The sequence below is a fragment of the Neptuniibacter sp. SY11_33 genome (assembly GCF_047778025.1).
Taxonomy (GTDB): Bacteria; Pseudomonadota; Gammaproteobacteria; order Pseudomonadales; family Balneatricaceae; genus Neptuniibacter.
Window position 1 is genome coordinate 1,063,500 of sequence record NZ_CP180543.1, and the last position, 26,281, is coordinate 1,089,780.

Sequence of the window (26,281 nt, forward strand, 5' to 3'; positions counted from 1 at the left end):
GCAGAATGAGTAAGCCTCATTTTCCATTTACAGCGGTATGCGGGCAGGCGCAGTTTAAGCTTGCTTTGATACTTACAGCGATCAACCCAGCTATCGGTGGGGTGGTGATCAGTGGTCCGCGTGGTAGTGCAAAATCTACACTTGCGCGTGGTATGGCGGATCTTTTACCCGATCACCTTCAAGCGGAAGGGGATGATCTAGTCGCGGCTGAGTTCGTGACGCTACCCTTAGGTGCTAGCGAAGAGATGCTGTTGGGTACGCTGGATCTAGAACAGGTGTTGAACGATAAGAAGATGCAGTTCAGCCCTGGTCTATTGAGCAAAGCTCATGGTGGAGTGCTTTATGTTGATGAGGTCAACCTGCTACCTGATAACCTTGTTGATCTATTGTTAGATGTTTCTACCTCTGGCGTTAACCGCGTTGAGCGTGATGGCATAAGCCATAGCCACCGTTCTGAGTTTCTATTGGTTGGCACAATGAACCCCGATGAGGGGGAGTTGCGCCCACAGTTACACGATCGCTTTGGCTTTTCGGTCAACCTGAGTAACCAGTATGCGCCGCTTGAGCGGGTCGAGATCGTAAAACGTCGCGAGCAGTTTGATCGCAATCCTGTAGCTTTTATTGCTGAATATGCTGCTCAGCAAACTGAACTGGTTGATCAGATTTTAGCGGCTCGTGAAAAGCTACAAACAGTCACCTGCTCTGATGATCTGCGTTTAGATATTGCTGAACGATGTGCTCAAGCGCAGGTAGATGGCTTGCGTGCTGATATTGTTTGGTACCGAGCAGCGTTAACCCATGCGGCGCTTAATCAGCAAGCGGAAGTGACAAAACAGAATATCGATGCAGTAGAAGAGTTGGTTTTAGCGCATCGCCGTAAGGTTACGCCTGAGCAGAATCCTCCGCAGCAACCGCCAACACCGCCTAAGCAAGATCAGCAAGGCTTTAAACGCCCTGATGATAGTCATCGCCAACAGTCAGGCGAAGGTGAGTGGGGTGCTATGAAGCCGCAACAACAAAAGACGGCTGAGAAAACGGCAATAGACCTTCCTGATCTGATGACTCACAACCACGAGAAGCAGGGCATTAAGCAAACATCAGAACAGAGCAGTCGTCCTGACTGGTTTAAAACCTTGATTAGCAGCCTACCTAACTGGCCTCCGAAGGCGCTGCAGTTTAAGAAGCAGGGCAAGAGTTCAGATCGTTTACATCTGGTCTTGTTAGATACTTCAGCTTCCACTTTGCAGGCACAAGGTTTTGCTTATGCAAAAGCTGCTGTGCTGCAGATCTCTGAGCAAGCGTATCTGAATCGTGAACAGATCGCTCTGTTTGGATTTGGCAATACCGAGGTTAAAAACCTGCTTTCTAGAATTAGGGCGCCGAAAGAACTGCGTAGTTGGTTAGATCAACTCGGTGCCGGTGGTGGCACACCTATGCGCGAAGCCTTTGTTGAAGCGCGAAGCTATCTACAGCAGTTGCGCAAACAACAGCCTGAGCTTGATGTCGCTATCTATGTATTAAGCGATGGACGCAGCAGTAGCTCTTTAAATGGCATTGATTTAGGTGGCGATCTGATCTGGATCGATACCGAACTCAGCCAAGTGAAACGAGGCAAAGGCCGTCGTTTCGCCAATGAATTAAATGCAACTTACCTATCTTTATCTGGAGCATAAGAACCCGATATGAAAACGCATCAGGAACGCATGGCGAAAAAGAAAGAGGTGATCGATAAGCGTATCGCCCAAGCCACTGAAGAGCGCGGTGTACTTATCCTGCTAAAAGGTAACGGTAAAGGTAAGAGTAGCTCGGCGTTTGGCACTATGGCACGTTGTGTGGGCCATGGTAAAAAAGCGGCGGTTATCCAGTTTGTAAAAGGCCGTACTGAGACCGGTGAATATAAACTGTTCCGTGATCATGAGCTGATCGACTGGAATGTTATGGGCCATGGTTTTACCTGGGAAACGCAGGATAAAACTCAGGACATAGAAGCGGCGAAGAAAGCTTGGGCCCTAGCCGAGCAATACCTGAAAGATGATAGCTACGAGATGCTGGTATTTGATGAACTGAGCTATATGTTCAAATACAAATATCTGCCGCTAGAGCCGGTTATCGAAGCTTTACAGAGTCGTCCGAAGAATCAGAACGTCATGATTACCGGTCGTGTTATGCCAGAAGGTTTAGAAGAGATTGCTGATACGATCAGCAGTATTCGTGATGAACGCCATGCTTTCCGTCTTGGAGTCAAAGCGCAAGCTGGGATCGAATTCTAATGGCCGAACAGCAATCTGTACTTTGCCCCGCGCTGTTTCTAACAGCACCAAGTTCGGGTGAAGGTAAAACCACGATCACAGCAGCGCTGGCACGTTATTTCCGTGATCAGGGCAAAGTGGTTCGTGTATTCAAAACCGGCCCTGATTATCTCGATCCACAGATCTTAGCGCAGGCGAGTGGTCAGGATGTCGAGCAGCTTGATCTGTGGATGGCCGGCGAAAACTACTGCCAGCAAAAACTCTATGAAGCAGCAAAAACAGCCGATCTGATTTTGGTTGAAGGCGCTATGGGCATGTTTGATGGCGAACCTTCCAGTGCAGACTTAGCCGCGCGTTTTAATATCCCTGTTGCCATCGTTATGAATGTTAAAGGCATGGCGCAAACCGCTGCGGCAATTGCGATGGGCTTAGCTAACTATCGTTCTGATATTTCGGTTGCCGGTTTAATCGCCAATAACTGTGGTACTGAGCGCCATGCTCAACTGATTCGTGATGCACTCCCTGAAACTTTACCTCTGCTAGCTACATTAGCGCGTGATCCGGAGGTTGCCTTACCTGAACGTCACTTAGGTTTAGTGCAGGCTGTTGAAGTCTATGACGAGTTAGAGCAACGTTTTGGTTTAGGTGCTGAGTGGATAAAAGGCCCGTTAGAGACAGTCAATCAGATTACTAACTTGCCTGAACCAGTAGAGTTTTTTAGTGCAGAGTTGCCTCAGGTCGAGCCGTTACTTGACGGTAAGCGCATAGCGATTGCAAAGGATGAAGCGTTTAGTTTTATCTACGATGCTAATTTGCGTTTACTAGAGCAGATGGGAGCAGAGCTTAAGTTCTTCTCACCACTACATGATACTGAACTACCCGAAGCGGATAGCTTATGGTTACCGGGTGGATATCCAGAACTGCATGCACAGGAGCTATCGGACAATCAAACCATGCAGGCGCAGATCCGTGAGTTCCACTCAGCAGGTAAACCGATTTTGGCTGAGTGTGGCGGCTTCCTCTACTGTCTTGAAGATCTTACCGATCTAGAAGATAACTGCCGTCCCATGGCTGGAATAATGAAAGGCCATGGTGCTATGCGCGGTAAACGCGGTTGCCAAGGTATGCAAACGGCGATGTTACCTGAAGGAGAGGTTCAGGCGCATGCTCATCATCGTTCGCGTAGTTCTGATACACCGGAACCGGTAGGACATGGCCGTCGCCAGCGTCACCCAGCACCGGGCGAAGCGATCTACCGAGAGAAAGGATTAACGGCGAGTTATCTACACCTGTTTTTTGCATCTAACCCAGAAGCGATCGCTGCGATCTTTAGTGGAAATCTAGAGGGTAGATAAGAACGTGTGGCCTGAGAGTAGCGAAAATCAACAGCCTGAGTTGCGCAGCGGTTTAACCACCGGTTGCTGTGCGACTGCGTGTTGTGTGGCTGCTTCACAGGCCTTGTTGGCAGGTAAACAGCCAGAAAACGTTGAGGTCTTGCTACCTCGTGGGCAGTTGGTAGAGCTGGAGATCATCGCTTATCAACCGCTAGAAGATGAGCAGGGTATTCGCACCGCAACCATTAAAGATGCCGGTGATGATCCTGATGTCACCCATGGTGCAACGGTCTTTGTTGAGCTTCGACTGACTAAAGAACCGGGTGTGGTATTTAAACCCGCAGAAGGCGTGGGCACAGTGACGCGTGAAGGTTTAGTACTCGAAGTAGGTGAGCCTGCGATCAATCCTGTACCACGCAAGATGATGACCGAGCATCTACAAAAAGCCGCTGATGTTTATGGCTACGAAGGCGGTTTTGAGGTTGCTGTGGGCGTGGAAAAGGGCGAACAGATCGCCCTTAAGACCATGAATCCACGCCTAGGGATTATCGGTGGTTTATCGATTTTAGGGACAACAGGCATTGTCCGTCCATACTCTTGTGCTGCTTATATCGCATCGATTCGCCAAGGGGTGGATGTTGCCAAAGCCAATGGAACTAAGCACTTGGCAGCAACGACGGGCAGTACCAGCGAAGCTGCGATCAAAGCGCACTACAACTTGGATGATATGGCTCTGATTGAGATGGGCGACTTTGTTGGGGCTTTGCTTAAACATCTGCGCAAAGAGCCAGTAGCAAAACTCAGTATTTGTGGCGGCTTTGGCAAGATGACCAAACTGGCGAACGGTCATATGGATCTGAATAGCCGCAGCTCGAGCATCGATTTTCAACATATGGCGAAGTTGGCTGAGAAGCTGGGTGCTAATGCACCGTTGTTGGAAAAGATCCACAATGCTAATACCAGTATGGAGGTACTGAAACTCTGTCAGGAAGCCGAGATCGATCTGGCACAAGCGGTTTGTACACAGGCGTTGCTGGTTGCAGAAGGGGTAGTGCATAAAACTCAACCTCAGGTTGAGATTGAAGTGTGGGCCACGGATCGAAAAGGCAACTTTGTGGGGCATGCTCAAGGGCTGGCGATGTCGGAGATATCGAAATGAATATCCTGATTCTTGGTGGCACATCGGATGCACGAAAAGTGGTTAAAGGCTTAGATCAGCAAGGACTATCAGGTGATAACCGCGTGATCTATAGCGTGGCAGGATTGGTGAGAATTCCGCAGCTACCTTGCGAAGTGATCTCGGGTGGTTTTAGCCAATACGGTGGATTGGAGACTTATCTAAAAGAGGAGCAGATTGGTCTTCTTCTAGATGTGACCCATCCTTTTGCTGAAACGATGAGCACTACTGCGGTGGATGCTGCTAAACAGCTTGGCATCCCTTGTTGGCGTTTCCACCGCGAAGCTTGGCAAGCGCAGCTGGGCGATAAGTGGCGTAGCTTTGCGGATATGCAATCACTGGTTGCGGCTGCAGAAAACTATAAGTCGGTGCTTTTAACGGCAGGACAGTTATCCCAAGCAGTGATCGATCTGTTTAGCGTTTATGCACAACGTAATGGACAGAATCAGGTGTTCCGCACAGCGGCTCCTGCACAAGCTGAATTACCGCAAAGCATGCAATGGTTAAAAGCGATTGGGCCGTTTAATCATCAGGATGAAAAGGCACTGTTAGAAAAACATCAGATTGATCTGCTGATCAGTAAAAACAGTGGCGGCGCAGCAACAGAAGCCAAGTTGAGTGCTGCCAGAGAGTTGGGCGTAGATGTGTTTATGTTAGAGCGCCCAGAGCTACCAGAAGCGGATCGGATATTCCGAGAGATAGACGGTTGTGTAGAAGCCGTCAGAACACTAGTTAACGAGTCTAGATGATAATAGGTAAGAAACAGCGTGGCGTTTGAGTACGAAATTAATCCACAGGCGATAGAGAAAGATAGCTTTCGACAGATTCGCGAGCTAACTGAGCTAAGTCATTTCGACCGTGAGCAACAGCAGGTTGTGATGCGTATTGTGCACAGCTTAGGTATGCCTGAGTTAGCGGAACAGGTGCGCTTCAGTAAAAATGCTTGTGAAGCAGGTATGGCTGCGCTGTCCCAGGAGTGTGAAATTCTCTGTGATGTCGAGATGGTACGTCAGGGAATCACTAAACGAATGATTCAGCGTTTACCTAGCTGTTATCTGAATGACCCACGTACCGCAGATTTGGCAAAACAAACGGGCGAAACTCGTTCTATGGCTGCGGTAGAACTATGGCGTGATTCATTGGCCGGCAGTGTCGTGGTGATTGGTAATGCGCCTACGGCGTTGTTTCGTTTGTTAGAGATGATCGAACAGGGTGCAGATAAACCGGCGTTGATTATCGGTATGCCGGTGGGTTTTGTCGGTGCCGCTGAGTCCAAACAAGCATTGTGGGATGTTCACGAGCAGTTAGGTATTGAGTGTATAACGCTGCTCGGTCGTCAGGGTGGTAGTGCAGTATCAGCCGCGAGCTGTAATGCGCTACTGCGCTGTAATCGTGGGGAGTTTTACTAATGATCCACGTAGTTGGTTTGGGTGTTTCTCACCTTGCTGAACTCTCCTCAGATGCGCAGCAGGCTTTAGCGCAAGTTGATCTGGTGATAGGTTCTGAGCGTCAGTTGGCGACCATCAAAGCACTGATGCCATCGGATAAAGCTACCACGGAACTTCCAAAACTAGCTGAGCTAAAACCATTGGTTGAAGGCGTTATTGCTGAAGACAAATCAGTAATGATTCTAGCCTCAGGTGACCCACTGTTTTATGGCATCGGTCGTTGGTTTAGCCGCCATTTCTCTCAGTCGGATTTGAGATTCTATCCTGCGGTTTCGAGCTTACAGATGGCCTGCCACCGTTTGGGTCTGGCCCTGCAGGATCTAGAAGCATTAAGCCTGCACGGTCGTCCGGTCGAGAAGCTGAAAACACGTTTACGCCAGAACCAGTCGTTGCTGATCCTGACGGACAGTAAAAGTTATCCTCAGGTGCTTGCTCAACATTGTATTGAGTCAGGTTTTCCACAAGCACAGCTGACCGTATTGGAAACCTTAGGTTATCCAGATGAGCAGATTCGCCGTTTCTCTGCATCGGAGCTATTAGTAAACGACCATGAGTTTGATCCACTGCATCTGACCCTTATTGAACCGGGTTCAAATCAAGGTTACCTACCTGAGTTTCCGGGTATTCCTGATCAGCACTTTATTACTGATACAGATAAACCGGGTAAAGGGATGATTAGTAAACGCGAGGTCAGACTTACGATTCTCTCGTTGATGCAGTTAAGCCGTGATGATCAGGTTTGGGATATAGGTGCTGGTTGTGGTGGCGTAGCGGTTGAGCTTGCTTATTGGCAGCCGTTAGCGACAGTACAAGCGATAGAGCATCACCCAGATCGCCTAAGTTGCTTAGAAGCGAATCGTCAGCGTTTTGGTGTAGTAAGCAATCTTAAAATTGTTGAAGGGCGCGCGCCTGAAGCATTGGAAGGGTTAGCTTCGCCAAACAAAGTATTTATTGGCGGAAGTGATGGTGAATTGCCACAGTTGCTTGCCCAAGTATGGGCGTTACTGCCCTTGGGTGGTGTGCTGGTAGCCAGTGCGGTAACTGAAAATACCAAACAGCTACTGATGCAGTTCTGGCAAGAGCGCTCTTTAGCTGAAGATAGCCAATTGGAAACCACTCAAGTGTCTGTTAGCCGTGGCGAAACTTTAGCAGGGCAGTTGATGTATCGACCGAATTTACCGGTGAATTTGTTTAAGTTTGTAAAAGTTGGAGCTTCGGTATGAATCTGGTGAAAGGCCGTTTTATAGGTGTTGGTGTTGGCCCAGGCGATCCAGAGCTACTTACGGTTAAAGCATGGCGTCTAATCCAGAGCGCTGATGTGATCAGCTATCTGGTGAATGATAAAGGCGAATCACAAGCGAAGAACATCGCGTCCGATGCCATCTATTCAGCAACAACAGCGCAATCGGGTATTCCGATCTATATGCCGATGTCGACGGATCGTAATAAAGCGAACGAAGCTTATGATCAGGGCGCAACGGCCATCGCTGAACAGCTAGAGCAGGGCTTAGATGTGATCTTCCTGTGTGAAGGTGATCCCCTGTTCTTCGGCTCATTCAGCTATCTATTAGAGCGTTTACAAGATCGTTTCACTTGCGAAGTTGTACCGGGCATTACCTCGGTAAATGCCGCCGCAGCCACTCTAGTTCATCCGCTTACCATGCTGAAAGAGATGTTTTGCGTAGTAAGCGGTCGCCATACTGATGAACAGATTCTTGCCGCACTTAAACAAAATGATTCGCTGGTGATTATGAAAGCGGGTCAGGCGCGCCCTCGTTTACTTAAATTACTGGCTGAGAGCGGACGCACTGAAGATGCTCAGTATTTGGAATATATCGGCCGTGATAATCAACGCATTGTGAACGATATTAGTGAGCTGGAAGCCGAAGCGGGCCCTTACTTTTCGTTGTTTGTGATTACCCGTAGTGAGAGGGTGAGCCGATGAATTATCTAGCCGATATGGCATCGCCCACAGGGTGGGCTCCTACAAGTTCATTGGATGCTGATGTAGGAGGCCAGCCCCTGGCCGAGACTTGGCTAGTCGGTTTTTTGTTATGACAAAGATTATTGCGCTGACAGAAGCGGGCAAGAGTCTCGCTGAGCGTCTTAGATCCTCGATTGAAGCCGATGTGGCGTATAAACCGAAACCTTTTGCGGAGCAAGTTCAGGGCTTTTTTAAAAATGGTGAGCGACTGATCTTTATCTGTGCCACTGGCATTGTTATGCGCAGTTTAGCGCCGGTGCTACAGGATAAATATCAAGACCCGCCCGTACTCGTGATCGATGAGCAAGGACAGTTTGTGATTCCGCTGTTATCAGGTCACGAAGGTGGAGCGAATAACTGGGCTTTAGAGGTTTCTAAGCTGTTAAATGCACAGCCGGTGATAACCACCGCGAATGGCTACCTAAATCCAGTTTATAGCGTCGGTATGGGCTGTGAACGTGGTTGCCCTGTGGATGAATTGGAACGTTTGCTGATGGAATGTCTGCAACAGTCGGGTTTGGTTTTAGATCAGGTCAGTTCTATCAGCAGCATCGATATCAAAGCAGACGAGGTTGGCTTAATTCAGTTGGCTGAAAACCTCGATAAGCCTTATCAGACTTGGGATAAAAACCAGTTATCTGAGATGGAGCCATTACTGAGTACTCGATCTGAGTATGTGTTCAACACAGTAGGTGTTTATGGCGTAGCTGAATCAGCAGCCCTATTGAGTGCCAAGCAGCAGACTGGGCAGCAGCCTGAGCTGGTCTTGAATAAACAGAAAACGAAGAAAGCGACTTGCGCAATTGCGAGAAGCTATAACGGCAGATGAATAATTAATGTCAAAACTATTTGTAGTGGGCACAGGCCCGGGTGATGCGCAGCTTGTAGCGCCAAAAGCTTTGGAAGCGATCAAAGCAAGCTCCGATCTAGTCGCGTACGGTCTATATCTAGATCTGTTGGGCGATGTTTGTGATAACAAACAGCACCATGATCTGCCTTTAGGCGAAGAGATCGGTCGCGCGCGTTTAGCGTTAGATCTGGCGGCAAGCGGCAAAACCACTGCGCTGATCTCCAGCGGCGATATCGGTATCTATGCCATGGCGACATTGGTATTTGAGCTGCTGGATCAACAGCTACAGGGCAAAGAAGATCATCCTGAATGGCTAGATGTAGATATCGAAGTGATCCCAGGTATCTCGGCAATGCAGGCGGGTGCCAGCCGTGTTGGTGCGATGTTGGGCCATGACTTCTGTACGGTCTCGCTTTCGGATCTGTTAACCCCTTGGGAAACGATCGAGAAACGTATCCACAGTGCGGGTACGGGGGACTTTGTAATCTCTTTCTACAACCCCGTATCCAAAAAGCGCGATTGGCAGCTGAATCATGCCCGCGACATCTTGTTGCAATATCGACCTGCGGAAACGCCAGTGTTACTTGGCCGTCAGTTAACTCGTGAAGATGAGTCGATCCGTATTATTACCCTAGGTGAGCTGGATGCTAAAGATGTGGATATGTTCACATTAGTAAGCGTAGGTAACAGCGAATCTCGCCATATCGTCAATGGCTCGAAAGAGTGGGTTTATACCCCGCGAGGCTATTCTAAGAAATTGTAAGCCTGCGAATATGGATCCCAGCCTTCGCTGGGAAGACGAGGTTTATAGAGACCCTCGCTGTCATTCCTGCGAAGGCAGGAATTTGATGACAAGAGTGGATATACATATTGCGCATTCACTCGAAGAAGTTAGTAAGCCTTCGAATATGGATCCCAGTCTTCGCTGGAAAGGCGAGGTTTATAGAGACCCTCGCCGTTATTCCTGCGAAGGCAGGAATTTGATGACAAGAGTGGATATACATATTGCGCATTCACTCGAAGAAGTTAGTAAGCCTTCGAGTATGGATCCTGGCCTACACTGAGAAGACGAGGTTTATAGAGACCCTCGCCGTCATTCCTGCGAAGGCAGGAATTTGATGACAAGAGTGGATATACATATTGCGCATTCACTCGAAGAAGTTAGTAAGCCTTCGAGTATGGATCCCGGCCTACGCTGAGAAGACGAGGTTTATAGAGACCCTCTTCGTCATTCCTGCGAAGGCAGGAATTTGATGACAAGAGTGGATATACATATTGCGCATTCACTCGAAGAAGTAAGTAAGCCTTCGAGTATGGATCCCAGCCTTCGCTGGGAAGACGAGGTTTATAGAGACCTTCGTCGTCATTCCTGCGAAGGCAGGAATCTAATTTTAAAAGCGCAAATTATGCGTTAAACGGCAGATTATAGAGAAGTTATGACAGTCTACTTTATCGGCGCAGGTCCTGGTGATCCTGAGCTAATGACCCTGAAAGGGCATCGCGTATTACAGGAGTGCCCGGTGGTGCTTTATGCTGGTTCTCTGATTCCACGTGAAGTACTGGAAGCGGTTGAGGGTAAGGCGGAAAAGATCATCGATACCGCTACCATCGATCTAGATCAGATTACCGATCATATCGTTCAAGCGCATAAAGAGGGTAAGGATGTTGCCCGCCTGCAGTGTGGTGATCCATCACTCTACGGTGCTATCGGCGAACAGATCCGCCGTTTAGAAGCCGAAGGGATCGATTATGAAGTTATTCCGGGTGTGAGTGCGGTTGCGGCTTCTGCGGCTTACCTGAAGAAAGAGTTGACGCTTTCAGGTGTGTCCCAGACGATCATTATGACCCGTTATGAAGGCAAGACGCCGTTCCCTGAGCGTGAACGTTTGCCTCAGCTTGCACAGAGTGGTGCAACCTTGGCGATCCACTTGGGTGTAACCCGCATCCATAAGATTGTTGAAGAGCTGATTCCGCATTATGGCGAAGATTGCCCGGTAGCCGTTTGCTATCGCAGCTCTTGGCCAGATCAGGACAAAGTGATTGGAACCTTGGGTGATATTGTCGCTAAAGTCCGTGAAAAGGGCTTTACCCGTACGTCATTAATTCTGGTAGGTCACGTATTGGATACCGATGAGTTTGCCGATTCCTATCTGTACGACAAGGATCAGGCTCACGTTTTCCGTAAAAAAGAACACAAAGCAAAACTTGTAAAAGAGACAACAGAGTAACAGTTATGCAACTGAATAAGATTCCAACCACTGTAGTAACAGGTTTTTTGGGTAGCGGTAAAACAACACTACTGTCTAGCGTTTTGAAGCAAGCGGCAGGCAAGCGTATCGCCGTGATTGTAAATGAGTTTGGTGAGCTGGATATCGACTCTGACTTGCTACGTAGCTGTCCGCTTGATTGTGAAGATGAGTCAGCGGCAACGGCTGAAGACCAGAACGGATTTTACGAGCTAGCTAACGGCTGTATCTGCTGCACAGTAGAAGAAGAGTTTCTACCAGTTATGCAGCAGCTAGTTGAGCGTCGTGAAGATATCGATCACATCTTGATTGAGACTAGTGGTCTTGCGTTACCTAAACCACTCGTTCAGGCATTCAACTGGCCGGGCATTAAAGAGTACTGCACGGTAGATGCGGTAATCACAGTGATTGATGGCCCTGCGGTTGCAGCAGGTCGCTTTGCTAACGACGAAGCTAAAGTTCAAGAACAGCGTCTAGCGGATGAAAGCTTAGATCACGATCCAAGTCTTAAAGAGCTATTAGATGATCAGCTAAGCGCAGCAGATCTAGTGGTTGTGAGTAAAAACGATCTGCTTGAAGGTGATCAGCGCAGCCAAGTTGAAGCGACGATTGCTGCAAAAGTGCCTACTGAAGTTAAGACCTCTTACATCAGCAACGGTGAAGCGGATCTTGAAATGTTGATGGGTCTAGATTGCGCGACAGAAGAGCGTATCGAAGCGGTACACAACCACCACGATCATCACCACGATCACGGCCATGATCACGACCATGCCCATGATCACTTTGATTCTTTCGTTATCTCTATCGGTGAAGTAGATAGCGATAAGCTGCAAGGCATTCTTAAAGGTCTGCTAAGCGACTTTAATATCTTCCGTGCTAAAGGTTTTGCCGCACTTCCAGGTAAGCCGATGCGTCAGGTAATGCAGGCGGTAGGTAAGCGTTTGGATGTGTATTTCGATCGTCCATGGGGCAACGATGAGCCGAAAACTCAGTTGGTATTTATCGGCAAAGGCATCGACGAAGCAACTATCAAAGCCGCGCTTGAAGAAGCTTTGGTTTAAGCCTTTAGGAGTTTAGAGAGCCTAACCACTAGCAGCTGCGCAGCAGCGTTCTAGTAGCGAAGCGTTCTCGTCACTGTTTTTTATGCACCTATTAGCAGCGCAACCGGGCGGGTTTGTCGATGATGAAGGTATCATCGATTTAAACCAGACACCGGCCGATATGATCATTCTCTCTGCAGCCGATAGCTCGCTTGCCGCGCTATCCGATGCTGCGTGCCTTTTTGCAGATGAGCAGATTGAAGGCAAAGAAGAGCAGCCATCGGTTCGTCTGGCCAACTGGATGCAGCTACTAAAACCTGCTGCTTATGATCTGTATGAGCATAAAGTGCTGGAGCAATCCAAAGTAGTTGTCCTATCACTCTTAGGTGGTGCGAGTTACTGGCAATATGGCTTCGAACGCCTGCAAGCATGGGCGCAAGCGGATAGTAGTCGTACGCTTATTATCGTGCCGGGGGATGATACCCCCGATCCAGAACTGTTCTCCGCAAGTTCGGTCAGCGATAGCGAAGCGATGCGGATCTGGCGCTACCTGCGTGAAGGCGGTGTGGATAACAGTCTGCAACTGCTTAACTGCTTAACAGATCAATACTTGCAGCAAGAGCGTCTCTGGCATGAGCCAAGGCCGCTGCCTAAATGCATGATCTATCTGCCTGCTGCTAGTAACACGTCAAAAAATACTGTACAGGCGGCAACCTTACCAGAGTGGCAACAACGCCAATGCGATACGAATAAGCCGGTAGCCCTGCTGTTGTTCTACCGTAGCCATCTGCAAAGTGGCAATACCCGCATGTTTGATCAACTGATCGAACAGCTAGAAAGCAACGGTTTAGCGCCATTACCCATCGCGATTGCCTCGCTTAAAGATGCGGAATCCTTAGCGCTAGTGAATGCACTTCTAGAACAGAGCGGTGCCAATCTGATTATCAACAGCACGGGATTTGCCTCCAATACAGTAGCAAGCCCCGATCTGTGTTCGCAGCCGAGTGAGTTTTACTCGCCGTTTATACGTAAAGTACCTGTTCTGCAGTTGGTGCTATCCAGTAGTACCGAAGAGGACTGGCTAACGCATTCACAAGGTTTACGTAGCCGTGATATCGCTATGCAGGTGGTTCTGCCAGAGATGGATGGCAGGGTGCATACTCGTGCGTTGAGCTTTAAAACCGAAGATCATTTTGATGAGCAAAGCCAAGTTTCAGTGGTGCGTTATCAACTCCATCAAGAACGCGCAGGTTTTGTGGCGCAGTTAGCGCTTAGGTTCGCTCAGCTAGCAAACAAGCCCAATCCTGAAAAACGCATCGCGCTGATTTTGGCCAACTACCCAACCAAAGATGGCCGTATCGGCAATGGTGTAGGTTTAGATACGCCGGCATCCGCGGTGAATATTTTAAGAGCGTTGGAAGCATCAGGTTATCCACTGCAGGATATTCCTGAAAATGGCGATGCTTTAATTCAGGAACTGCTAGGTGCAGTAACGAACAACCCGAATACCCTGCACAACCTGCCGTGCTGGCAGAGTATGTCGCTGGAGGATTATCAGCGCTGTTTTGCTCAGCTGCCTGAGGTTTGCCAACAAGCTGTTATTGATCAGTGGGGTGAACCACAGCAAGATACTAAATACCGTGAAGGCCGCTTGATGCTTTCCGGTATTCGCTTAGGTGAAACCTTTATCGGTATCCAGCCAGCCCGTGGTTTTAATATCGATCTGGTCGCTAACTACCACGATCCTGATTTGATTCCACCGCATAACTATCTGGCATTCTATTTCTGGTTACGTGAATGCTATCAAGTGGATGCCGTGGTGCATGTAGGTAAGCACGGTAACTTAGAGTGGCTGCCGGGCAAGGGTAGTGCGCTATCAGAAGAGTGTTGGCCGGATATCGCTTTAGGGCCAATGCCGCACTTCTACCCATTTATTGTTAATGATCCCGGTGAAGGTGCGCAGGCGAAGCGCCGTACCCAAGCGGTGATTATTGATCATCTTATGCCGCCGATGACCCGCGCCGAAACCTACGGCGAAATGGCCGTACTGGAAGGGCTGGTTGATGAGTATTACCAAGCGATGGGCATGGATGATAAGCGTCAGCAATGGTTGCGTGATGAGATCCTGAAGCAAGTTAAGAATACTCATTTGCTGGAAGAACTAGGCCAAACATCCGATGATGAAGATGCCGTTTTAAACGAACTGGATGCTTACCTTTGTGATATTAAAGAGGCGCAGATCCGTCATGGTCTGCATCGTTTGGGCGAACTTCCAGAAACTGAAAAGCTGGCAGACACTCTAGTGGCCTTGTTACGTCTGCCAAGGGGCGATGATCCCGACAGTCAGGGCATTCTGCATAACTTAGTGCAAGATCTGAATCTACAAGTCGATAACGATTTTTTTGATCCGCTAGAAGCAGGCAGTAAAAATTGGAGTGGTGAAAAGCCGGCACAACTCGTTGATCTGACAGAAGATGACTGGCGCAGTGAGGCGGATACCCGTGAGCGTTTGGAGCTATTCGCGGCTCAGTTAGTAACAGACTATGTCTTGGCAGATAACTCGCTTGAAACTTTAAGTGATCTACCAAGAACCGCAAAACAACTCACTTATGCTCGTGCAACTATCCATAAGGCCTTACTGCAAAGTGCTGAGCTTGAGATTGAATCTCTCATTGCTGGTTTAGGCGGTGAGTTTGTCAATCCGGGGCCGAGTGGCGCACCGACCCGTGGCCGTTTAGATACCCTGCCCACAGGTCGCAATTTCTACTCGGTGGATAACCGTTCTATCCCATCTCCTGCAGCATGGGCGATTGGTGAACGTTCCGCTCAAGCGCTGATCGAGCGCCATCTACAAGAACATGGTGATTATCCGCGTACGCTGGGCCTATCGGTCTGGGGTACAGCAACTATGCGTACCGGCGGTGATGATATCGCTCAGGCCTTTGCATTGATGGGGGTTCGACCTATCTGGGCGCCGGGCTCTAATCGTGTAGTAGATTTTGAAGTACTCAGCTCGCAGCTATTAGGGCGACCGCGCGTTGATGTTACTTTGCGAGTTTCCGGTTTTTTCCGTGATGCTTTCCCTAACGTGATGAAGCTTTATGATTCCGCTGTTCAAGCCATTGCCGCGTTGGAAGAACCGGGTGATAGCAACACCATCGCGCAGAATATTCACAAGCGCGAGCAGGAACTACTCGATCAAGGCTTGTCTACGGAGGACGCGCAGCGTCAGGCGAGTTACCGTGTTTTCGGCAGTAAGCCGGGTGCATATGGAGCTGGCTTACAGGGTTTGATCGATGAGCGCTGCTGGGAACAGAAAAGCGATCTGGCAGAAGCCTACCTAAACTGGGGCGGCTATGCATACGGGAATCAGAAAGGTGATGGCGTGGCTGCACCGCAGGCGTTCCAGCACCAGTTGTCGCAACTGGAAGCAGTGGTACAGAACCAAGATAATCGCGAACACGATCTGCTCGATTCCGATGATTACTACCAGTTCCAAGGTGGCATGAGCAACGCGGTTGAAGTCTATCGTGGTGAAGCACCGCAGGTGTACCACAGCGATCACTCCAATCCGCAAAAGCCAAAGATTCGCACCCTGAAAGAAGAACTAAACCGTGTAATCCGCTCCCGCCTTTTGAATCCAAAATGGATCAATGCGATGCAGGAACACGGTTATAAAGGCGCGTTTGAGATGACTGCCAGCGTCGATTACCTGTTTGCTTACGACGCCACGACTAACCTGATTGCCGATTATCAGTATGAAAAGGTCAGTGATGCACTAGTGTTTGATCAACAAAATCGCGAGTTCCTAGAGCAACATAACCCCCACGCCCTAGAAGAGATGGCCGAACGGTTATTAGAAGCAACTCAGCGTGGCTTATGGCAAGAGCCGGGGGATTACTCCGAACGACTCCAAGATCTACTGCTAGAACTAGATGAACAGCAAGAGTCCGCGATGTAGGAGAGACGCCCCGTCTCGAATGAAAGGTACGAGAGACTAGTGGCTAGTTGCTAGAAGAACTGAACAAGATTTTAATTTATGTGTTTTGAATTGATGACGAAAGTAATTAAAAGATTAGGGCTATCAATGCGCGGCTTTTTCTCGCACTTATACACTTACAGAGCAAGCTCTGCGGCTTCTAGCAACTCGCAGCTGGTGTTCAAATGAGCACCTTTAAAAACCCGCACACCCTAATGGTTCAAGGCACCACGTCTGACGCCGGCAAAAGCATCGTCGTTACCGCGTTATGCCGTATTCTTGCTCGCCATAAAGTCTCTGTTGCACCATTCAAACCACAGAACATGGCGCTTAACAGTGCGGTAACCGCAGAGGGCGGTGAGATCGGTCGTGCTCAGGCGGTGCAAGCAGAGGCCTGTTATCTACCGGCCTCGGTAGAGATGAATCCTGTACTGTTAAAACCGAACAGTGATATTGGCGCGCAGGTGATTCTTAACGGTAAAGCCATCGGCAATATGAAAGCGACCGAGTACCATGAGTTTAAGCCGAAATTGCTAACCGAGGTGGTGAAAAGCCACACCCAATTACAACAGAAATACAGCGCTGTGATTGTTGAAGGGGCGGGTAGTCCAGCCGAGATCAATCTGCGTGAGCATGATATCGCCAATATGGGTTTTGCCGAGGCGGTTGATTGCCCGGTGATTATTGTTGCGGATATAGATCGCGGTGGCGTGTTTGCTCATCTGTTGGGGACTTATGAACTGCTCTCTGATTCCGAAAAAGCCCGTGTTAAAGGCTTTGTGATTAACCGCTTCCGCGGTGATGTTAGCCTGCTGCAATCGGGTTTGGATTGGTTGGAAGCACAAACCGGCGTACCTGTTTTGTGTGTGATTCCTTACGTAATGAATCTGCATATCGAAGCGGAAGACGCGGTCAACCAGCAGCAAAAGAGTAACAGCGAGCAGCAACTCAAAGTGGTTGTGCCTATCTATCCGCGCGCCAGTAACCATACCGACTTCGATGTACTGCGTATGCATCCGCAAGTGGATTGCGAGTTTATCCGCGATCCACAACAGTTTACGGGCGCTGACCTTATCGTTCTGCCGGGCAGTAAGAATGTCCGTGGTGACCTTAACTGGTTAAAAGAGAATGGCTGGGACAAAGTGATTCAGCGTCACCTACGTTTTGGCGGCAAGCTGATCGGTATTTGTGGTGGCTATCAAATGCTAGGGGAGTGGATTCACGACCCAGAGCAGATCGAGTCCACAGCCGGCTCCAGCGAAGCGTTGGGTATTCTGCCGATGGAAACCACGCTGACTGGCAATAAGATGCTGCGTAATGTTAAAGGCGTGCTTTGCGGCACGGATACCCTTGTGACAGGTTACGAGATCCATGCCGGTATTAGCAGTGGTGAAGCGCTCGATAACCCGCTATTTGAGTTGGATGTTGATGGGGTTATCCACACCGACGGTGTGCGTGATCCGAGTGATCAGGTGCTTGGTACTTATCTACATGGTGTATTTGATCAACCAGAACTACTGCAAGCGTGGCTAGATTGGGCTGGTTTGGATCAGCAGAATAGTTTTGACTACCCAGCGTTTCGTGAAGCGCAGATCAACCGTCTGGCGGATGAAGTCGAAGCGGTTATGCCATTAGACAAGTTACTCGGCCTGCTTGAGTTAGAGGTAAATGGCTTAGATGAAAAGGCTGGGGAACCCGCATGAGCATTGCTTTAAGTTTACTAATCGCGCTGCTCTTAGATTACTTCCTCAAAGAGCCTAAGCGATTCCATCCGCTGGTGGGCTTTGGCAATTTAGCCATAGCGATAGAGAAGAGATTAAATCAGGGGACTGCGGCCACAAACAGTCAGAAGCGTGCCGGTATTATTGCGTGGTTATTGGCTGTTATACCGTTATCTTGCATTGCGTTGATTATTGATCTGTTGTTGTCAGGTTCGGCGGTTTTTTCTGCGGTAGTGGGCGGGGTAGTGCTGTACTTAGCGATCGGCTGGCAGAGCTTACTCAGTCATGCTTTAGCCATTGCGAAACCGCTGAACCAAGGCGATCTGGATAGCGCTCGCACCGCTGTAGGGATGATTGTTAGCCGTGATACCTCAGAATTAGATGAGAAAGCCGTGGCCTCAGCAGCGACTGAATCGGTGCTAGAGAACGGTGCCGATGCGATCTTTGCGGCAATCTTCTGGTTCTGTTTGTTGGGGATTCCTGGCGTAGTACTCTATCGCTTGAGTAACACGCTGGATGCGATGTGGGGTTACAAAAACGAACGTTTCCTGCATTTTGGTTGGTGCGCAGCACGCATCGATGATCTGCTGAACTTTATCCCAGCGCGCCTAACCGCCTTAAGTTATGCCCTGGTGGGTGAAACCAAGATCGCACTGGATAGCTGGAAGCAACAAGCACCGACATGGAAGAGCCCAAATGCTGGTCCTGTGATGGCCGCTGGTGCTGGGGCGATTAATGTTTCGTTAGGTGGTGCTGCGATCTATCACGGTGAAGTTCAGCAGCGCCCGCCACTCGGCCCTGTAGGAGGTGATCAACCTTCAGCAAAGAGTATTGAGGATGCCTGTGGTTTGGTAAACCGTGTACTGATGCTGTGGGGTATTGGCCTTTATGTAACACTGGCCTTAACGGCGGCGATTACTTCAGGGGTGAGCTCTTGAGTGATCTGATTCACGGTGGCGATCTTATCTCGGCATCCGCGCAATACGGTATTCCGGTAGAGGAATGGTTGGATCTATCCACAGGTATCAACCCTGTACCTTACCCTGTACCTCAGATAAGCGAACATTGCTTTCAGCAGCTGCCTTATCAATCAGCAGAATTTAAATCTGCGGTTAAAAACTACTATGGCGCTGAAGGCGTAGCGGCTAATGGCACCCAACAGATCATAGAGTTGTTGCCATCAGTGCTACCGTCAGTGTCGCAAGAGTTACCGATCCTGCTACCCGATTGTGGTTACCAAGAACATCGCTACAGCTGGCAACAGCACGGGCGTGCCATTAATTATTATCCCGCGACTGATCAGAAAGCAGCCGAACAGTGTATCCAAGAGTGTATTGAACAGCAGCTAAATACAGGTGTGGCCATGCACTTGTTACTGATCAATCCGAACAATCCAACAGGGATTAGATTCAGTCCAAAGCAGATCTATCGCTGGGCAGAGCAGATGCAGCAGGGTGCTTATCTGATTGTGGATGAAGCCTTTATTGATCTAAGCCCTGAACAGAGTGTTTTAAGTGATTATGATCGGTTTGAGCAGCTAGGTAATATCTTAGTACTGAGGTCATTCGGTAAATTCTTTGGTTTAGCGGGTATTCGTTTAGGCTTTGCCTTTGCTAATCAACAGATACTGCAACAGTTACAAACGGAACTAGGCCCTTGGGCGGTAAATGGTCCGGCCCAAGCTGTGGCCATCGCTGCATTTAACGATGCTAAATGGCAGGCTGAAGCTAGGCAGAAGATTCGCCAAAATGCACAAGCGACCTTAGAGCTTTGGCAGCCATTGCTTAGGACATTTAATGCAGAGCTTTTATCGTGCGATGGCCTGTTTCTAACGGTTAAATTGGACGCTGAAAAAGCGAAGCAGATTTACCAATTTTTAGCCGAGCAGGGCATACTGATCCGCCTTGTTCTGGATGACGAATTCAACTGTGATTTATCAGCTGATAAAGCACAGAGTGATAGCAAAAACTGTTTGCTGCGCAGTGGGTTAGTTGATACCCAAAATGCAGACCCGTGCGAGAAATTAAAACGGGTTATAAGTGAGTTATTACTTACACTGGAATGATCTATAAACGGGCTCATATTTGCTTAAAAAGTCCGTACAATAACAATGTGTTTTACGAATGATTGGAGAAAGCCCTGTGCCTAAAAAAGGTATTATGGTGTGTGGTCACGGTAGCCGTGACAAAGATGCAGAAAGAGAGTTTGGCCGTGTTGCGGAAGGGTTAAAAAAACGCTTCCCTGATATGCCGGTAGAGTATGGTTTCTTAGAGTTTTCTGCACCGAATATTCATATGGGGCTTAACTCCCTGATTGAGCAAGGTGTAGAAGATATCTACGCCGTGCCGGGTATGCTATTTGCGGCAACCCACGCTAAAAACGATATCCCTTCTGTACTGACTACTTACGCTGAAAAGAACGACGGCGTAAATGTTCACTACGGTAAAGAGCTAGGCCTTCACCCAGCGATGATCGAAGCCTTTCAGGCGCGTATCTACGAATCCCTAGGTTTAGACCCAGAAAACCCACCAGAGAATCTTTACGACACTATGCTGGTGGTTGTTGGACGTGGTACCTCGGATACCGAAGCCAATGCCGAAGCGGCAAAACTAACCCGTATCGTCAACGAGAACATGGGCTTTGGTTGGGCTGATACAGTTTATTCTGGCGTAACTTACCCATCGGTTGGCGTAGGTCTTGAGCGTCTAATGAAGCTAGGCTTCAAAAAGATCGTTGTGGCACCTTACTTCCTATTCACAGGCCGTTTGATTAAACGCATCTTCGGTTATGTGGATAAAGTGGCAGAAGAAAACCAAGCGATCGAATTTATCAAAACGCCGTACCTAAATGATCACGACAAAGTGATCGACGCGTTTGAGATCCGTGTGCGTGAAATTCTGGATGATCTTCCACAAGGTGATGAAACCCTAATGGAATCCTTCCAGCGTCGTCTGGCTGCAGGTGAAGTAGATGTTCACCACCACCATGCCGAATTCAATCCAGATGCTGAGCATGGCCACAGCCATGATCACAGCCACGATCATTCACATGGGCATCACGATCATCATGATCACTCGCACGGGCACTCTCATGGGTATTCACATAGCCATGAACACGGCCATTCTCACGAGCATGGTCATTCCCACGGTGTATACAAGCATATCGGTCACCCGCTAGGCCCACGCACTATGATTGGCGAAGGAATCTGCTGCTGCTTTATGTCTCAGTTCCCGGAAGAGATTCTGGAAGAGGAGAAAGCAAAGGTGGGGCTTTGTAAGGCTGAGGATGCGCTTGCTCATAAGTAGATAGTGGCTAGAGCGCTTCGCTTATAGTGGTTAGGACGCTGCTTCGCAGCTAGAGAACGCTTCGCTTTTAGGACGCGGCTCTGCCGCTAGAGAAAAAGATTTTAAAACCGGCTTATGGCCGGTTTTTTTGTGGGTGGTTATTAAAATGTCTTACAAGTGAAGGCTGGTAACCATATCTAAATATAGGCGCGAGTTGTTAAGTTAAAACTGAAAAATTGCATCTATTTATTTTATGAATTACTTATGTAAAGATAGTGAATTTTTTTACCGTCCTCAAAAACTTATCAGCAAGGAAAGCCTATGATATTTTAAGAATTTCTCTACACTTGTTTATATATATTTAGCTGTTAGGATTGCTTAAGGTTGAAGAATGGAATCTGTATTAGAATTTTTAGAAAGTGATGATAGTATTTGGTCAATGAACTTTGATCGATATGATGGTTTCATGCATGTAGCAGAAACATTTGGATATGAATTTGAAACTCAAAAAACCACTCGTGAAGTTCAGGAGTTTCTAAAGCAAAAAATAACAAGCACACTTTGCGGAGGTGAGCTTAGTCAGATTGATTTTGAGAAGGTACAAGATCACCTCGCGCTAAAATATTTCTCATCAGGTGAGGTTGAGTGTAAGAATGCATTTAAATTTTTAGGATTGATTAGATACGTCATTAATCGTCTGGAATCTTACTCAACTTCCGTAGAAGTATGGGGGGTGGTGAGAAATTATCTAGAAGCATACTTATGTCTTTCTAATCATAGTAGTGATCATAATTATCATTCATCTTTGTATAATGAGAAGAAATTAGTATCACGCTCCGTAATATTTTTGAATAAGCGGGGATTTAAAACCACGATTGAAGCTGGAAATATTGTTATCAGCAAGGATTCTGAGCAACGATTACTTTCAGCTATTAGCTATAGATTTAAAAAGCTTGGATACCATTCGATATACTTAACCCTTAGTTGTATTTCACGGCATTATGATCATGATGCCAAACGATATTTCTTACGACCTGAACCTTCTGTGTCTCACGAATATAGTGCTGATCCACCTTGGGGGTACTTATTCAATGTAAGCTTGGCTAATTTGCACAATGTCAGGAAGATCAAAAGGCCTGATAAATTATTTCTGGAATGCATTGAGTTATCAAAGCACTATTTCTGTATTAAGAATTTGCAAACATTCAATAAATTCAGCGATATAAATCATAGACATGATACTATCTTACCTGCCATACAAAAACATATTCTTTATGATCAATACTTTTCAATAGATCAAATTAGTTCTGATCATATTGTTAAAATGGTTGAAGGTATGTTCGTCTCTTCATTAATTGAACCTTTGAATATTAATGTAGAAATCTACATAGATATACTGAAATGGGTCTCAGGTAAATCCAAGCATAATGAACCGTTAGCCTTCGCAGCAGATGAAGTTAGACATGGATTGAATTACAAGTACTTATTGGAAGATATAATAAAGTCATTATCTTTTTTGTCATTTAAAGTTAATGAGATTAATTCTTCATATTTAAAGCCTGATGAAATATATAAACGAAATTATTTCGAGAAACCTTTTGTCTCTATTGAGGGTAAATACTTGTATGTTAATCCTATTATTTGCAACTACGGATTTTATAATTGTTTGCTAGAGTTGTGCAAAAGAAATGGAGCTGATGGGAACTTAATAGGTAAAGTGTCAGAAGAATTGGTCGAAAAGCTTTTTGATCGAAGTGGAGTGAAATTTCATTCAAATAAAGAGTATAAGATTCCGAAGATTTTATCGAAAGAATTGTGTATTCAAAGCCAAAAACGTGAATGTGACTTCATTGTAGAAACCGAAGATACAATCATATTTATTGAGCTGAAAAGAAAAACCCTTACTTCTGATGCAAGGGCTGGAGATACACTAAGATCAACAATTGACTTATCACAATCTTTATTGCATGCATTGTCACAAACAGGTTGTCATGAATATATGCTCAGACGTAGTGGCAAAATTGAATTTGATGATGGTACGGTAATAGAACTATCAGGCCGAAAGGTTGAACGTGTAGCTTTGTCTTTGTTCGGGTTCTTTGGCATTCAAGATGGATCTTTTGTGCACCAAGTACTTGGCAGTCTAATAAATGCGAAGATTGATAGTGGTAATGTAGATGAAGATAAGAAAATAAATAAGCATCTTGCTGAGCTTCAAAACCAATATCGAACAGATATTTTTTCTAGTACTTACTGCGGAAAAAATAATCCATTTTTTAATTGCAGATTCTTTAGTGTTCCGCAATTAATTGAAATTCTCTCAAATGCTAACAATAACGAGCAGTTTAAGGTGGAGCTTAATCGCACTCGACACGTTTCAACTGGATGTAAGGACTGGTTTAAAGATTATCAATTCATTAGAAAGCTTCAAGCCTAACAAGCGAAGATAATTGGGGTCGAGATAATTGGGGTCAGAGTAAATTTTTACTTTGCTCATAAGCGTCCAACTGAGCGTCCCAATCAATTAAGGATATATGGGGTCAGAGTAAAATTAAACTCTGTTCTGCAGCGCCTTCCTGAACAATAAAACCGGCTATATGCCGGTTTTATTGTAGTCAGATCCTAACGAACCTCACTATCTCTTTCTTCTCTCTGTGACAGTCTCGTAGCCGATTCCCCAGTTATCTGTATTTACTTCGTTGATTACCACAAAGGTCGATTTAGGATCTTTGTTTAAGACTTCTTGTAACAGCTTTGTGGTGCCTTTGATCAGAGCCTTTTTCTCGGCTTGGGTGACGCCTTCATCGGTAATTTTGATATTCACGTATGGCATTTTAGATTCTCTTGATGGTTCGTTACTGGATTGGGTCAGTAAACCTTCTCTGTACAGGTGTTTTATACGGCAGCTACGTCGGTTGTTTGGGCGATATCTGTGTACATCTTGTTCACGATCAACCAGCGGCCTTGTTCCTTTAGTAAGCCTAAAAAATCGATATAGAAATAATCGAATAATGGGCATTCCAGTTTGACCATCGCTTGATCGTGGATGATCTCGATGGACAGGATCTTAAAGTTAAATGGTTGTCCAAGTGACTCAGGGGTTGCACGGGTTTCGACATCTTGCAGCCAGCGCTCTAGAGAGCGGAAATTACCTGGGCTTTTTAGCATCGCCGTTGGGTGAAAGATCGCTTTCAGTTGGCTGCTGTTGCCCTGATACAAACCGGTAAAATAGCTGTTGATGATGGTACGAATCATCGTGAAGTCATCATCTATGGCAGGGTTAGTTGTCATTTTCGGCCTCCATCAGCAGGGCTTGCTTAAATGTCGGTCTTTCAATAACGCGGTTGAGCATAGCTGTGGTACGTGAACCCAGTTTGATCTCAACGGGAAAATACTCACTCCAACGTGAATAAACGGCCAGCATAATATCAGCTGCTGAAACGGATTTTCCGCCGAGGTAGCTGTGGTTTTCTAGTTGTGCTTCTACTGATTCCCATAGGGTATTGATGGCGTTAGCGGCAGCGTTTAAGGCCTTATCCTTCTCAGGCCCTTCGGTCATATTTTGAGAGATAAAGAACAGTCTGCCGTAGGCAGGGTGCATTGTTGCATTGGCAAACATAATGTCCTGAATTGCTTTTTGCTGATCATTTTCATCTTGAGGAAACAGCTGATTGGTTTTAGAGCGCAATAGGTAAAGCATGATGGCTGCCCCTTCCTTCAGCGTTTTATCCTCATTGATTAGTACGGGTACGTTACCTACAGGGTTTATTGCCGAGAAGTCAGTAACCTTATTTTTGTTAATCAGTCTGACAGACTCATCCATCTCTAACAAAACAGTCAGCGTCGCGAGTGAGCATGCGTTGGGAAGGTAATACAAGGTGTACATAGGGTTCTCCTGATTAGGTCAGATCGTAAAAGACAGAATCAGAATAAATGCCTTGCTAGGTTTCATATATATCTACAATATGAACGTACTGTTCACATATTGGAAACTGGTATGGATAAACTTAGGGCAATGTCGCTGTTCATTCGCTTAGCTGAGCGGGGAAGCTTTACTGAAGTCGCTGAAGAGCTCGGCTTGTCTAAGTCGATGGTGAGTAAAGAGATCAGTCGGCTAGAGACTGAAATCGGAACCCGGTTAATCCATCGATCTACCCGGTCGTTACAGCTAACCACTATTGGCGAGGGCTACCTACGTCACTGTCACGAGATTTTAGAGCGCATTGATGACGCTGAAAGCTTTGTGCAGGGGGCGCAAGATTTACCTCGCGGTAAGCTAAAAATTAACGCGCCCATGGCTTTAGGTATTTCGCACCTAAGCCAAGTTTTTGCAGACTTTATGCGTGAATACCCAGAAATCGAATTGGATATACATCTTGATGATGCCCCTGTTGATCTGATTGAAAATGGATTTGATCTTGGCTTCAGAGCAGCAAGCCGTGCATTTGATTCCGGTTATGTCGGTAAGCCGCTAATGGAATTTAGCTATAAGGTGTGTGCATCTGAAGACTACTTGAAAGAACAGGGCCCAATTACGACGGTTGAAGAGCTGTCGGAGCATAACTGTTTTATCTATAGCTATTTCAGAGGTCAGGATATTTGGCCTCTAGGCGAGGGCGTAAAGGTTGGTGGTAATCTACGCGTGAACAGCACCCCCTTTATGCTTGATGTCGTGAAAAATGGCTTAGGTATTGGCTTTATTCCTGACTTTATTGCTGGAAATGCAATTCGAGAAGGGCAGGTTGTAGAGCTGCTAAGTAATGTAGAAAAGCCACGTTTAACCCTATATGCCATGTATCCGGCTAGGCGATTGACACCTCCTAAAATTAAGCTGTGTATTAGCTTTTTAGAACGCTGGTTTGAGGAAAACTGGGCAGGATAAATGAGAAACACTGTAAGGGATAATGCCTGAAAGGCAGCTGATTGATCAGCTGCGTGCCTATATCAAATTGGGCAAAAGACTAACCCA

The 26,281-nt window shown here is 47.1% G+C and carries 23 protein-coding genes; 20 read left to right on the forward strand and 3 right to left on the reverse strand.

Annotated elements, in window-relative coordinates:
* Window positions 1–5: 5 nt before the first annotated feature.
* The 19 genes from ACMXYV_RS04790 (at window position 6) to ACMXYV_RS04880 (ending at window position 23,749) form a co-directional block, all read left to right on the forward strand.
* Entirely contained in the window at window positions 6–1,673 is a 1,668-nt protein-coding gene (locus ACMXYV_RS04790) for an ATP-binding protein (protein WP_415890629.1), read from the forward strand.
* 9 nt (window positions 1,674–1,682) lie between these two features.
* Window positions 1,683–2,270, forward strand: a complete 588-nt coding sequence (cobO, locus tag ACMXYV_RS04795; RefSeq protein WP_415890630.1) for a cob(I)yrinic acid a,c-diamide adenosyltransferase — start codon at window positions 1,683–1,685, stop codon at window positions 2,268–2,270.
* Window positions 2,270–3,604 carry a cobyrinate a,c-diamide synthase gene (locus ACMXYV_RS04800; protein ID WP_415890631.1) on the forward strand — a complete coding sequence of 445 codons (1,335 nt, stop codon included), beginning with the start codon at window positions 2,270–2,272 and terminating at the stop codon, window positions 3,602–3,604. The genes cobO and ACMXYV_RS04800 overlap by 1 nt, the downstream gene beginning before the upstream one ends.
* Window positions 3,605–3,608: 4 nt before the next feature.
* Window positions 3,609–4,742: a cobalt-precorrin-5B (C(1))-methyltransferase gene (locus tag ACMXYV_RS04805; RefSeq protein ID WP_415890632.1), complete on the forward strand. Its 1,134-nt coding sequence runs from the start codon at window positions 3,609–3,611 to the stop codon at window positions 4,740–4,742.
* Entirely contained in the window at window positions 4,739–5,509 is a 771-nt protein-coding gene (locus ACMXYV_RS04810) for a precorrin-6A/cobalt-precorrin-6A reductase (RefSeq protein ID WP_415890633.1), read from the forward strand. The genes ACMXYV_RS04805 and ACMXYV_RS04810 overlap by 4 nt, the downstream gene beginning before the upstream one ends.
* 18 nt (window positions 5,510–5,527) lie before the next feature.
* Window positions 5,528–6,169, forward strand: a complete 642-nt coding sequence (locus ACMXYV_RS04815) for a precorrin-8X methylmutase (protein ID WP_415890634.1) — start codon at window positions 5,528–5,530, stop codon at window positions 6,167–6,169.
* The gene (cbiE, locus tag ACMXYV_RS04820) at window positions 6,169–7,431 is read left to right on the forward strand and encodes a precorrin-6y C5,15-methyltransferase (decarboxylating) subunit CbiE (RefSeq protein ID WP_415890635.1); all 1,263 of its coding nucleotides are present in this window, start codon (window positions 6,169–6,171) and stop codon (window positions 7,429–7,431) included. The genes ACMXYV_RS04815 and cbiE overlap by 1 nt, the downstream gene beginning before the upstream one ends.
* A complete protein-coding gene (gene cobI / locus ACMXYV_RS04825) occupies window positions 7,428–8,153 on the forward strand; it encodes a precorrin-2 C(20)-methyltransferase (RefSeq protein ID WP_415890636.1) in 726 nt (241 codons plus the stop codon). Before cbiE ends, cobI begins: the two co-directional genes overlap by 4 nt.
* Before the next feature lie 109 nt (window positions 8,154–8,262).
* The gene (locus ACMXYV_RS04830) at window positions 8,263–9,021 is read left to right on the forward strand and encodes a cobalt-precorrin 5A hydrolase (protein ID WP_415890637.1); all 759 of its coding nucleotides are present in this window, start codon (window positions 8,263–8,265) and stop codon (window positions 9,019–9,021) included.
* 7 nt (window positions 9,022–9,028) lie between these two features.
* Window positions 9,029–9,805, forward strand: coding sequence for a precorrin-3B C(17)-methyltransferase (cobJ, locus tag ACMXYV_RS04835; protein ID WP_415890638.1), 777 nt, complete (start codon window positions 9,029–9,031; stop codon window positions 9,803–9,805).
* A gap of 490 nt (window positions 9,806–10,295) precedes the next feature.
* A complete protein-coding gene (locus ACMXYV_RS04840) occupies window positions 10,296–10,457 on the forward strand; it encodes a hypothetical protein (protein ID WP_415890639.1) in 162 nt (53 codons plus the stop codon).
* 21 nt (window positions 10,458–10,478) lie between these two features.
* Entirely contained in the window at window positions 10,479–11,270 is a 792-nt protein-coding gene (cobM, locus tag ACMXYV_RS04845; RefSeq protein ID WP_415890640.1) for a precorrin-4 C(11)-methyltransferase, read from the forward strand.
* Between the two features lie 5 nt (window positions 11,271–11,275).
* Window positions 11,276–12,349, forward strand: coding sequence for a cobalamin biosynthesis protein CobW (cobW, locus tag ACMXYV_RS04850; protein WP_415890641.1), 1,074 nt, complete (start codon window positions 11,276–11,278; stop codon window positions 12,347–12,349).
* Between the two features lie 82 nt (window positions 12,350–12,431).
* Window positions 12,432–16,289 (forward strand): cobaltochelatase subunit CobN, encoded by a 3,858-nt coding sequence (gene cobN / locus ACMXYV_RS04855; protein ID WP_415890642.1) that lies wholly within the window; start codon window positions 12,432–12,434, stop codon window positions 16,287–16,289.
* A gap of 203 nt (window positions 16,290–16,492) precedes the next feature.
* A complete protein-coding gene (locus tag ACMXYV_RS04860) occupies window positions 16,493–18,010 on the forward strand; it encodes a cobyric acid synthase (RefSeq protein ID WP_415890643.1) in 1,518 nt (505 codons plus the stop codon).
* Entirely contained in the window at window positions 18,007–18,966 is a 960-nt protein-coding gene (gene cbiB, locus ACMXYV_RS04865) for an adenosylcobinamide-phosphate synthase CbiB (RefSeq protein ID WP_415890644.1), read from the forward strand. The genes ACMXYV_RS04860 and cbiB overlap by 4 nt, the downstream gene beginning before the upstream one ends.
* Window positions 18,963–20,093: a threonine-phosphate decarboxylase gene (locus ACMXYV_RS04870; protein WP_415890645.1), complete on the forward strand. Its 1,131-nt coding sequence runs from the start codon at window positions 18,963–18,965 to the stop codon at window positions 20,091–20,093. The genes cbiB and ACMXYV_RS04870 overlap by 4 nt, the downstream gene beginning before the upstream one ends.
* A 58-nt stretch (window positions 20,094–20,151) precedes the next feature.
* Entirely contained in the window at window positions 20,152–21,333 is a 1,182-nt protein-coding gene (locus tag ACMXYV_RS04875; RefSeq protein ID WP_415890646.1) for a sirohydrochlorin chelatase, read from the forward strand.
* A 370-nt stretch (window positions 21,334–21,703) separates the two neighbouring features.
* Entirely contained in the window at window positions 21,704–23,749 is a 2,046-nt protein-coding gene (locus ACMXYV_RS04880) for a hypothetical protein (protein WP_415890647.1), read from the forward strand.
* Between the two features lie 198 nt (window positions 23,750–23,947).
* On the opposite strand, the gene ACMXYV_RS04885 is transcribed toward ACMXYV_RS04880, so the two are convergent.
* The 3 genes from ACMXYV_RS04885 to ACMXYV_RS04895 form a co-directional block, all read right to left on the reverse strand.
* The gene (locus tag ACMXYV_RS04885; protein WP_415890648.1) at window positions 23,948–24,145 is read right to left on the reverse strand and encodes a tautomerase family protein; all 198 of its coding nucleotides are present in this window, start codon (window positions 24,143–24,145) and stop codon (window positions 23,948–23,950) included.
* Window positions 24,146–24,207: 62 nt separating this feature from the next.
* Window positions 24,208–24,603 (reverse strand): nuclear transport factor 2 family protein, encoded by a 396-nt coding sequence (locus ACMXYV_RS04890; RefSeq protein ID WP_415890649.1) that lies wholly within the window; start codon window positions 24,601–24,603, stop codon window positions 24,208–24,210.
* Entirely contained in the window at window positions 24,593–25,198 is a 606-nt protein-coding gene (locus ACMXYV_RS04895) for a glutathione S-transferase family protein (RefSeq protein ID WP_415890650.1), read from the reverse strand. The genes ACMXYV_RS04890 and ACMXYV_RS04895 overlap by 11 nt, the downstream gene beginning before the upstream one ends.
* Window positions 25,199–25,309: 111 nt before the next feature.
* Between ACMXYV_RS04895 and ACMXYV_RS04900 the strand changes: the two genes are divergently transcribed.
* Window positions 25,310–26,194 carry a LysR family transcriptional regulator gene (locus ACMXYV_RS04900; protein WP_415890651.1) on the forward strand — a complete coding sequence of 295 codons (885 nt, stop codon included), beginning with the start codon at window positions 25,310–25,312 and terminating at the stop codon, window positions 26,192–26,194.
* Window positions 26,195–26,281: the final 87 nt, after the last annotated feature.

Excerpts from the sequence above, each read along its gene's own strand:
- ACMXYV_RS04790 (WP_415890629.1), top strand. The coding sequence starts at position 6 with ATGAGTAAGCCTCATTTTCCATTTACAGCGGTATGCGGGCAGGCGCAG.
- cobO (WP_415890630.1), top strand. The coding sequence starts at position 1,683 with ATGAAAACGCATCAGGAACGCATGGCGAAAAAGAAAGAGGTGATCGAT.
- ACMXYV_RS04800 (WP_415890631.1), top strand. The coding sequence starts at position 2,270 with ATGGCCGAACAGCAATCTGTACTTTGCCCCGCGCTGTTTCTAACAGCA.
- ACMXYV_RS04810 (WP_415890633.1), top strand. The coding sequence starts at position 4,739 with ATGAATATCCTGATTCTTGGTGGCACATCGGATGCACGAAAAGTGGTT.
- cbiE (WP_415890635.1), top strand. The coding sequence starts at position 6,169 with ATGATCCACGTAGTTGGTTTGGGTGTTTCTCACCTTGCTGAACTCTCC.
- cobI (WP_415890636.1), top strand. The coding sequence starts at position 7,428 with ATGAATCTGGTGAAAGGCCGTTTTATAGGTGTTGGTGTTGGCCCAGGC.
- ACMXYV_RS04830 (WP_415890637.1), top strand. The coding sequence starts at position 8,263 with ATGACAAAGATTATTGCGCTGACAGAAGCGGGCAAGAGTCTCGCTGAG.
- cobJ (WP_415890638.1), top strand. The coding sequence starts at position 9,029 with ATGTCAAAACTATTTGTAGTGGGCACAGGCCCGGGTGATGCGCAGCTT.
- ACMXYV_RS04840 (WP_415890639.1), top strand. The coding sequence starts at position 10,296 with ATGACAAGAGTGGATATACATATTGCGCATTCACTCGAAGAAGTAAGT.
- cobM (WP_415890640.1), top strand. The coding sequence starts at position 10,479 with ATGACAGTCTACTTTATCGGCGCAGGTCCTGGTGATCCTGAGCTAATG.
- cobW (WP_415890641.1), top strand. The coding sequence starts at position 11,276 with ATGCAACTGAATAAGATTCCAACCACTGTAGTAACAGGTTTTTTGGGT.
- cobN (WP_415890642.1), top strand. The coding sequence starts at position 12,432 with ATGCACCTATTAGCAGCGCAACCGGGCGGGTTTGTCGATGATGAAGGT.
- ACMXYV_RS04860 (WP_415890643.1), top strand. The coding sequence starts at position 16,493 with ATGAGCACCTTTAAAAACCCGCACACCCTAATGGTTCAAGGCACCACG.
- cbiB (WP_415890644.1), top strand. The coding sequence starts at position 18,007 with ATGAGCATTGCTTTAAGTTTACTAATCGCGCTGCTCTTAGATTACTTC.
- ACMXYV_RS04875 (WP_415890646.1), top strand. The coding sequence starts at position 20,152 with ATGATTGGAGAAAGCCCTGTGCCTAAAAAAGGTATTATGGTGTGTGGT.
- ACMXYV_RS04880 (WP_415890647.1), top strand. The coding sequence starts at position 21,704 with ATGGAATCTGTATTAGAATTTTTAGAAAGTGATGATAGTATTTGGTCA.
- ACMXYV_RS04885 (WP_415890648.1), bottom strand. The coding sequence starts at position 24,145 with ATGCCATACGTGAATATCAAAATTACCGATGAAGGCGTCACCCAAGCC.
- ACMXYV_RS04890 (WP_415890649.1), bottom strand. The coding sequence starts at position 24,603 with ATGACAACTAACCCTGCCATAGATGATGACTTCACGATGATTCGTACC.
- ACMXYV_RS04895 (WP_415890650.1), bottom strand. The coding sequence starts at position 25,198 with ATGTACACCTTGTATTACCTTCCCAACGCATGCTCACTCGCGACGCTG.
- ACMXYV_RS04900 (WP_415890651.1), top strand. The coding sequence starts at position 25,310 with ATGGATAAACTTAGGGCAATGTCGCTGTTCATTCGCTTAGCTGAGCGG.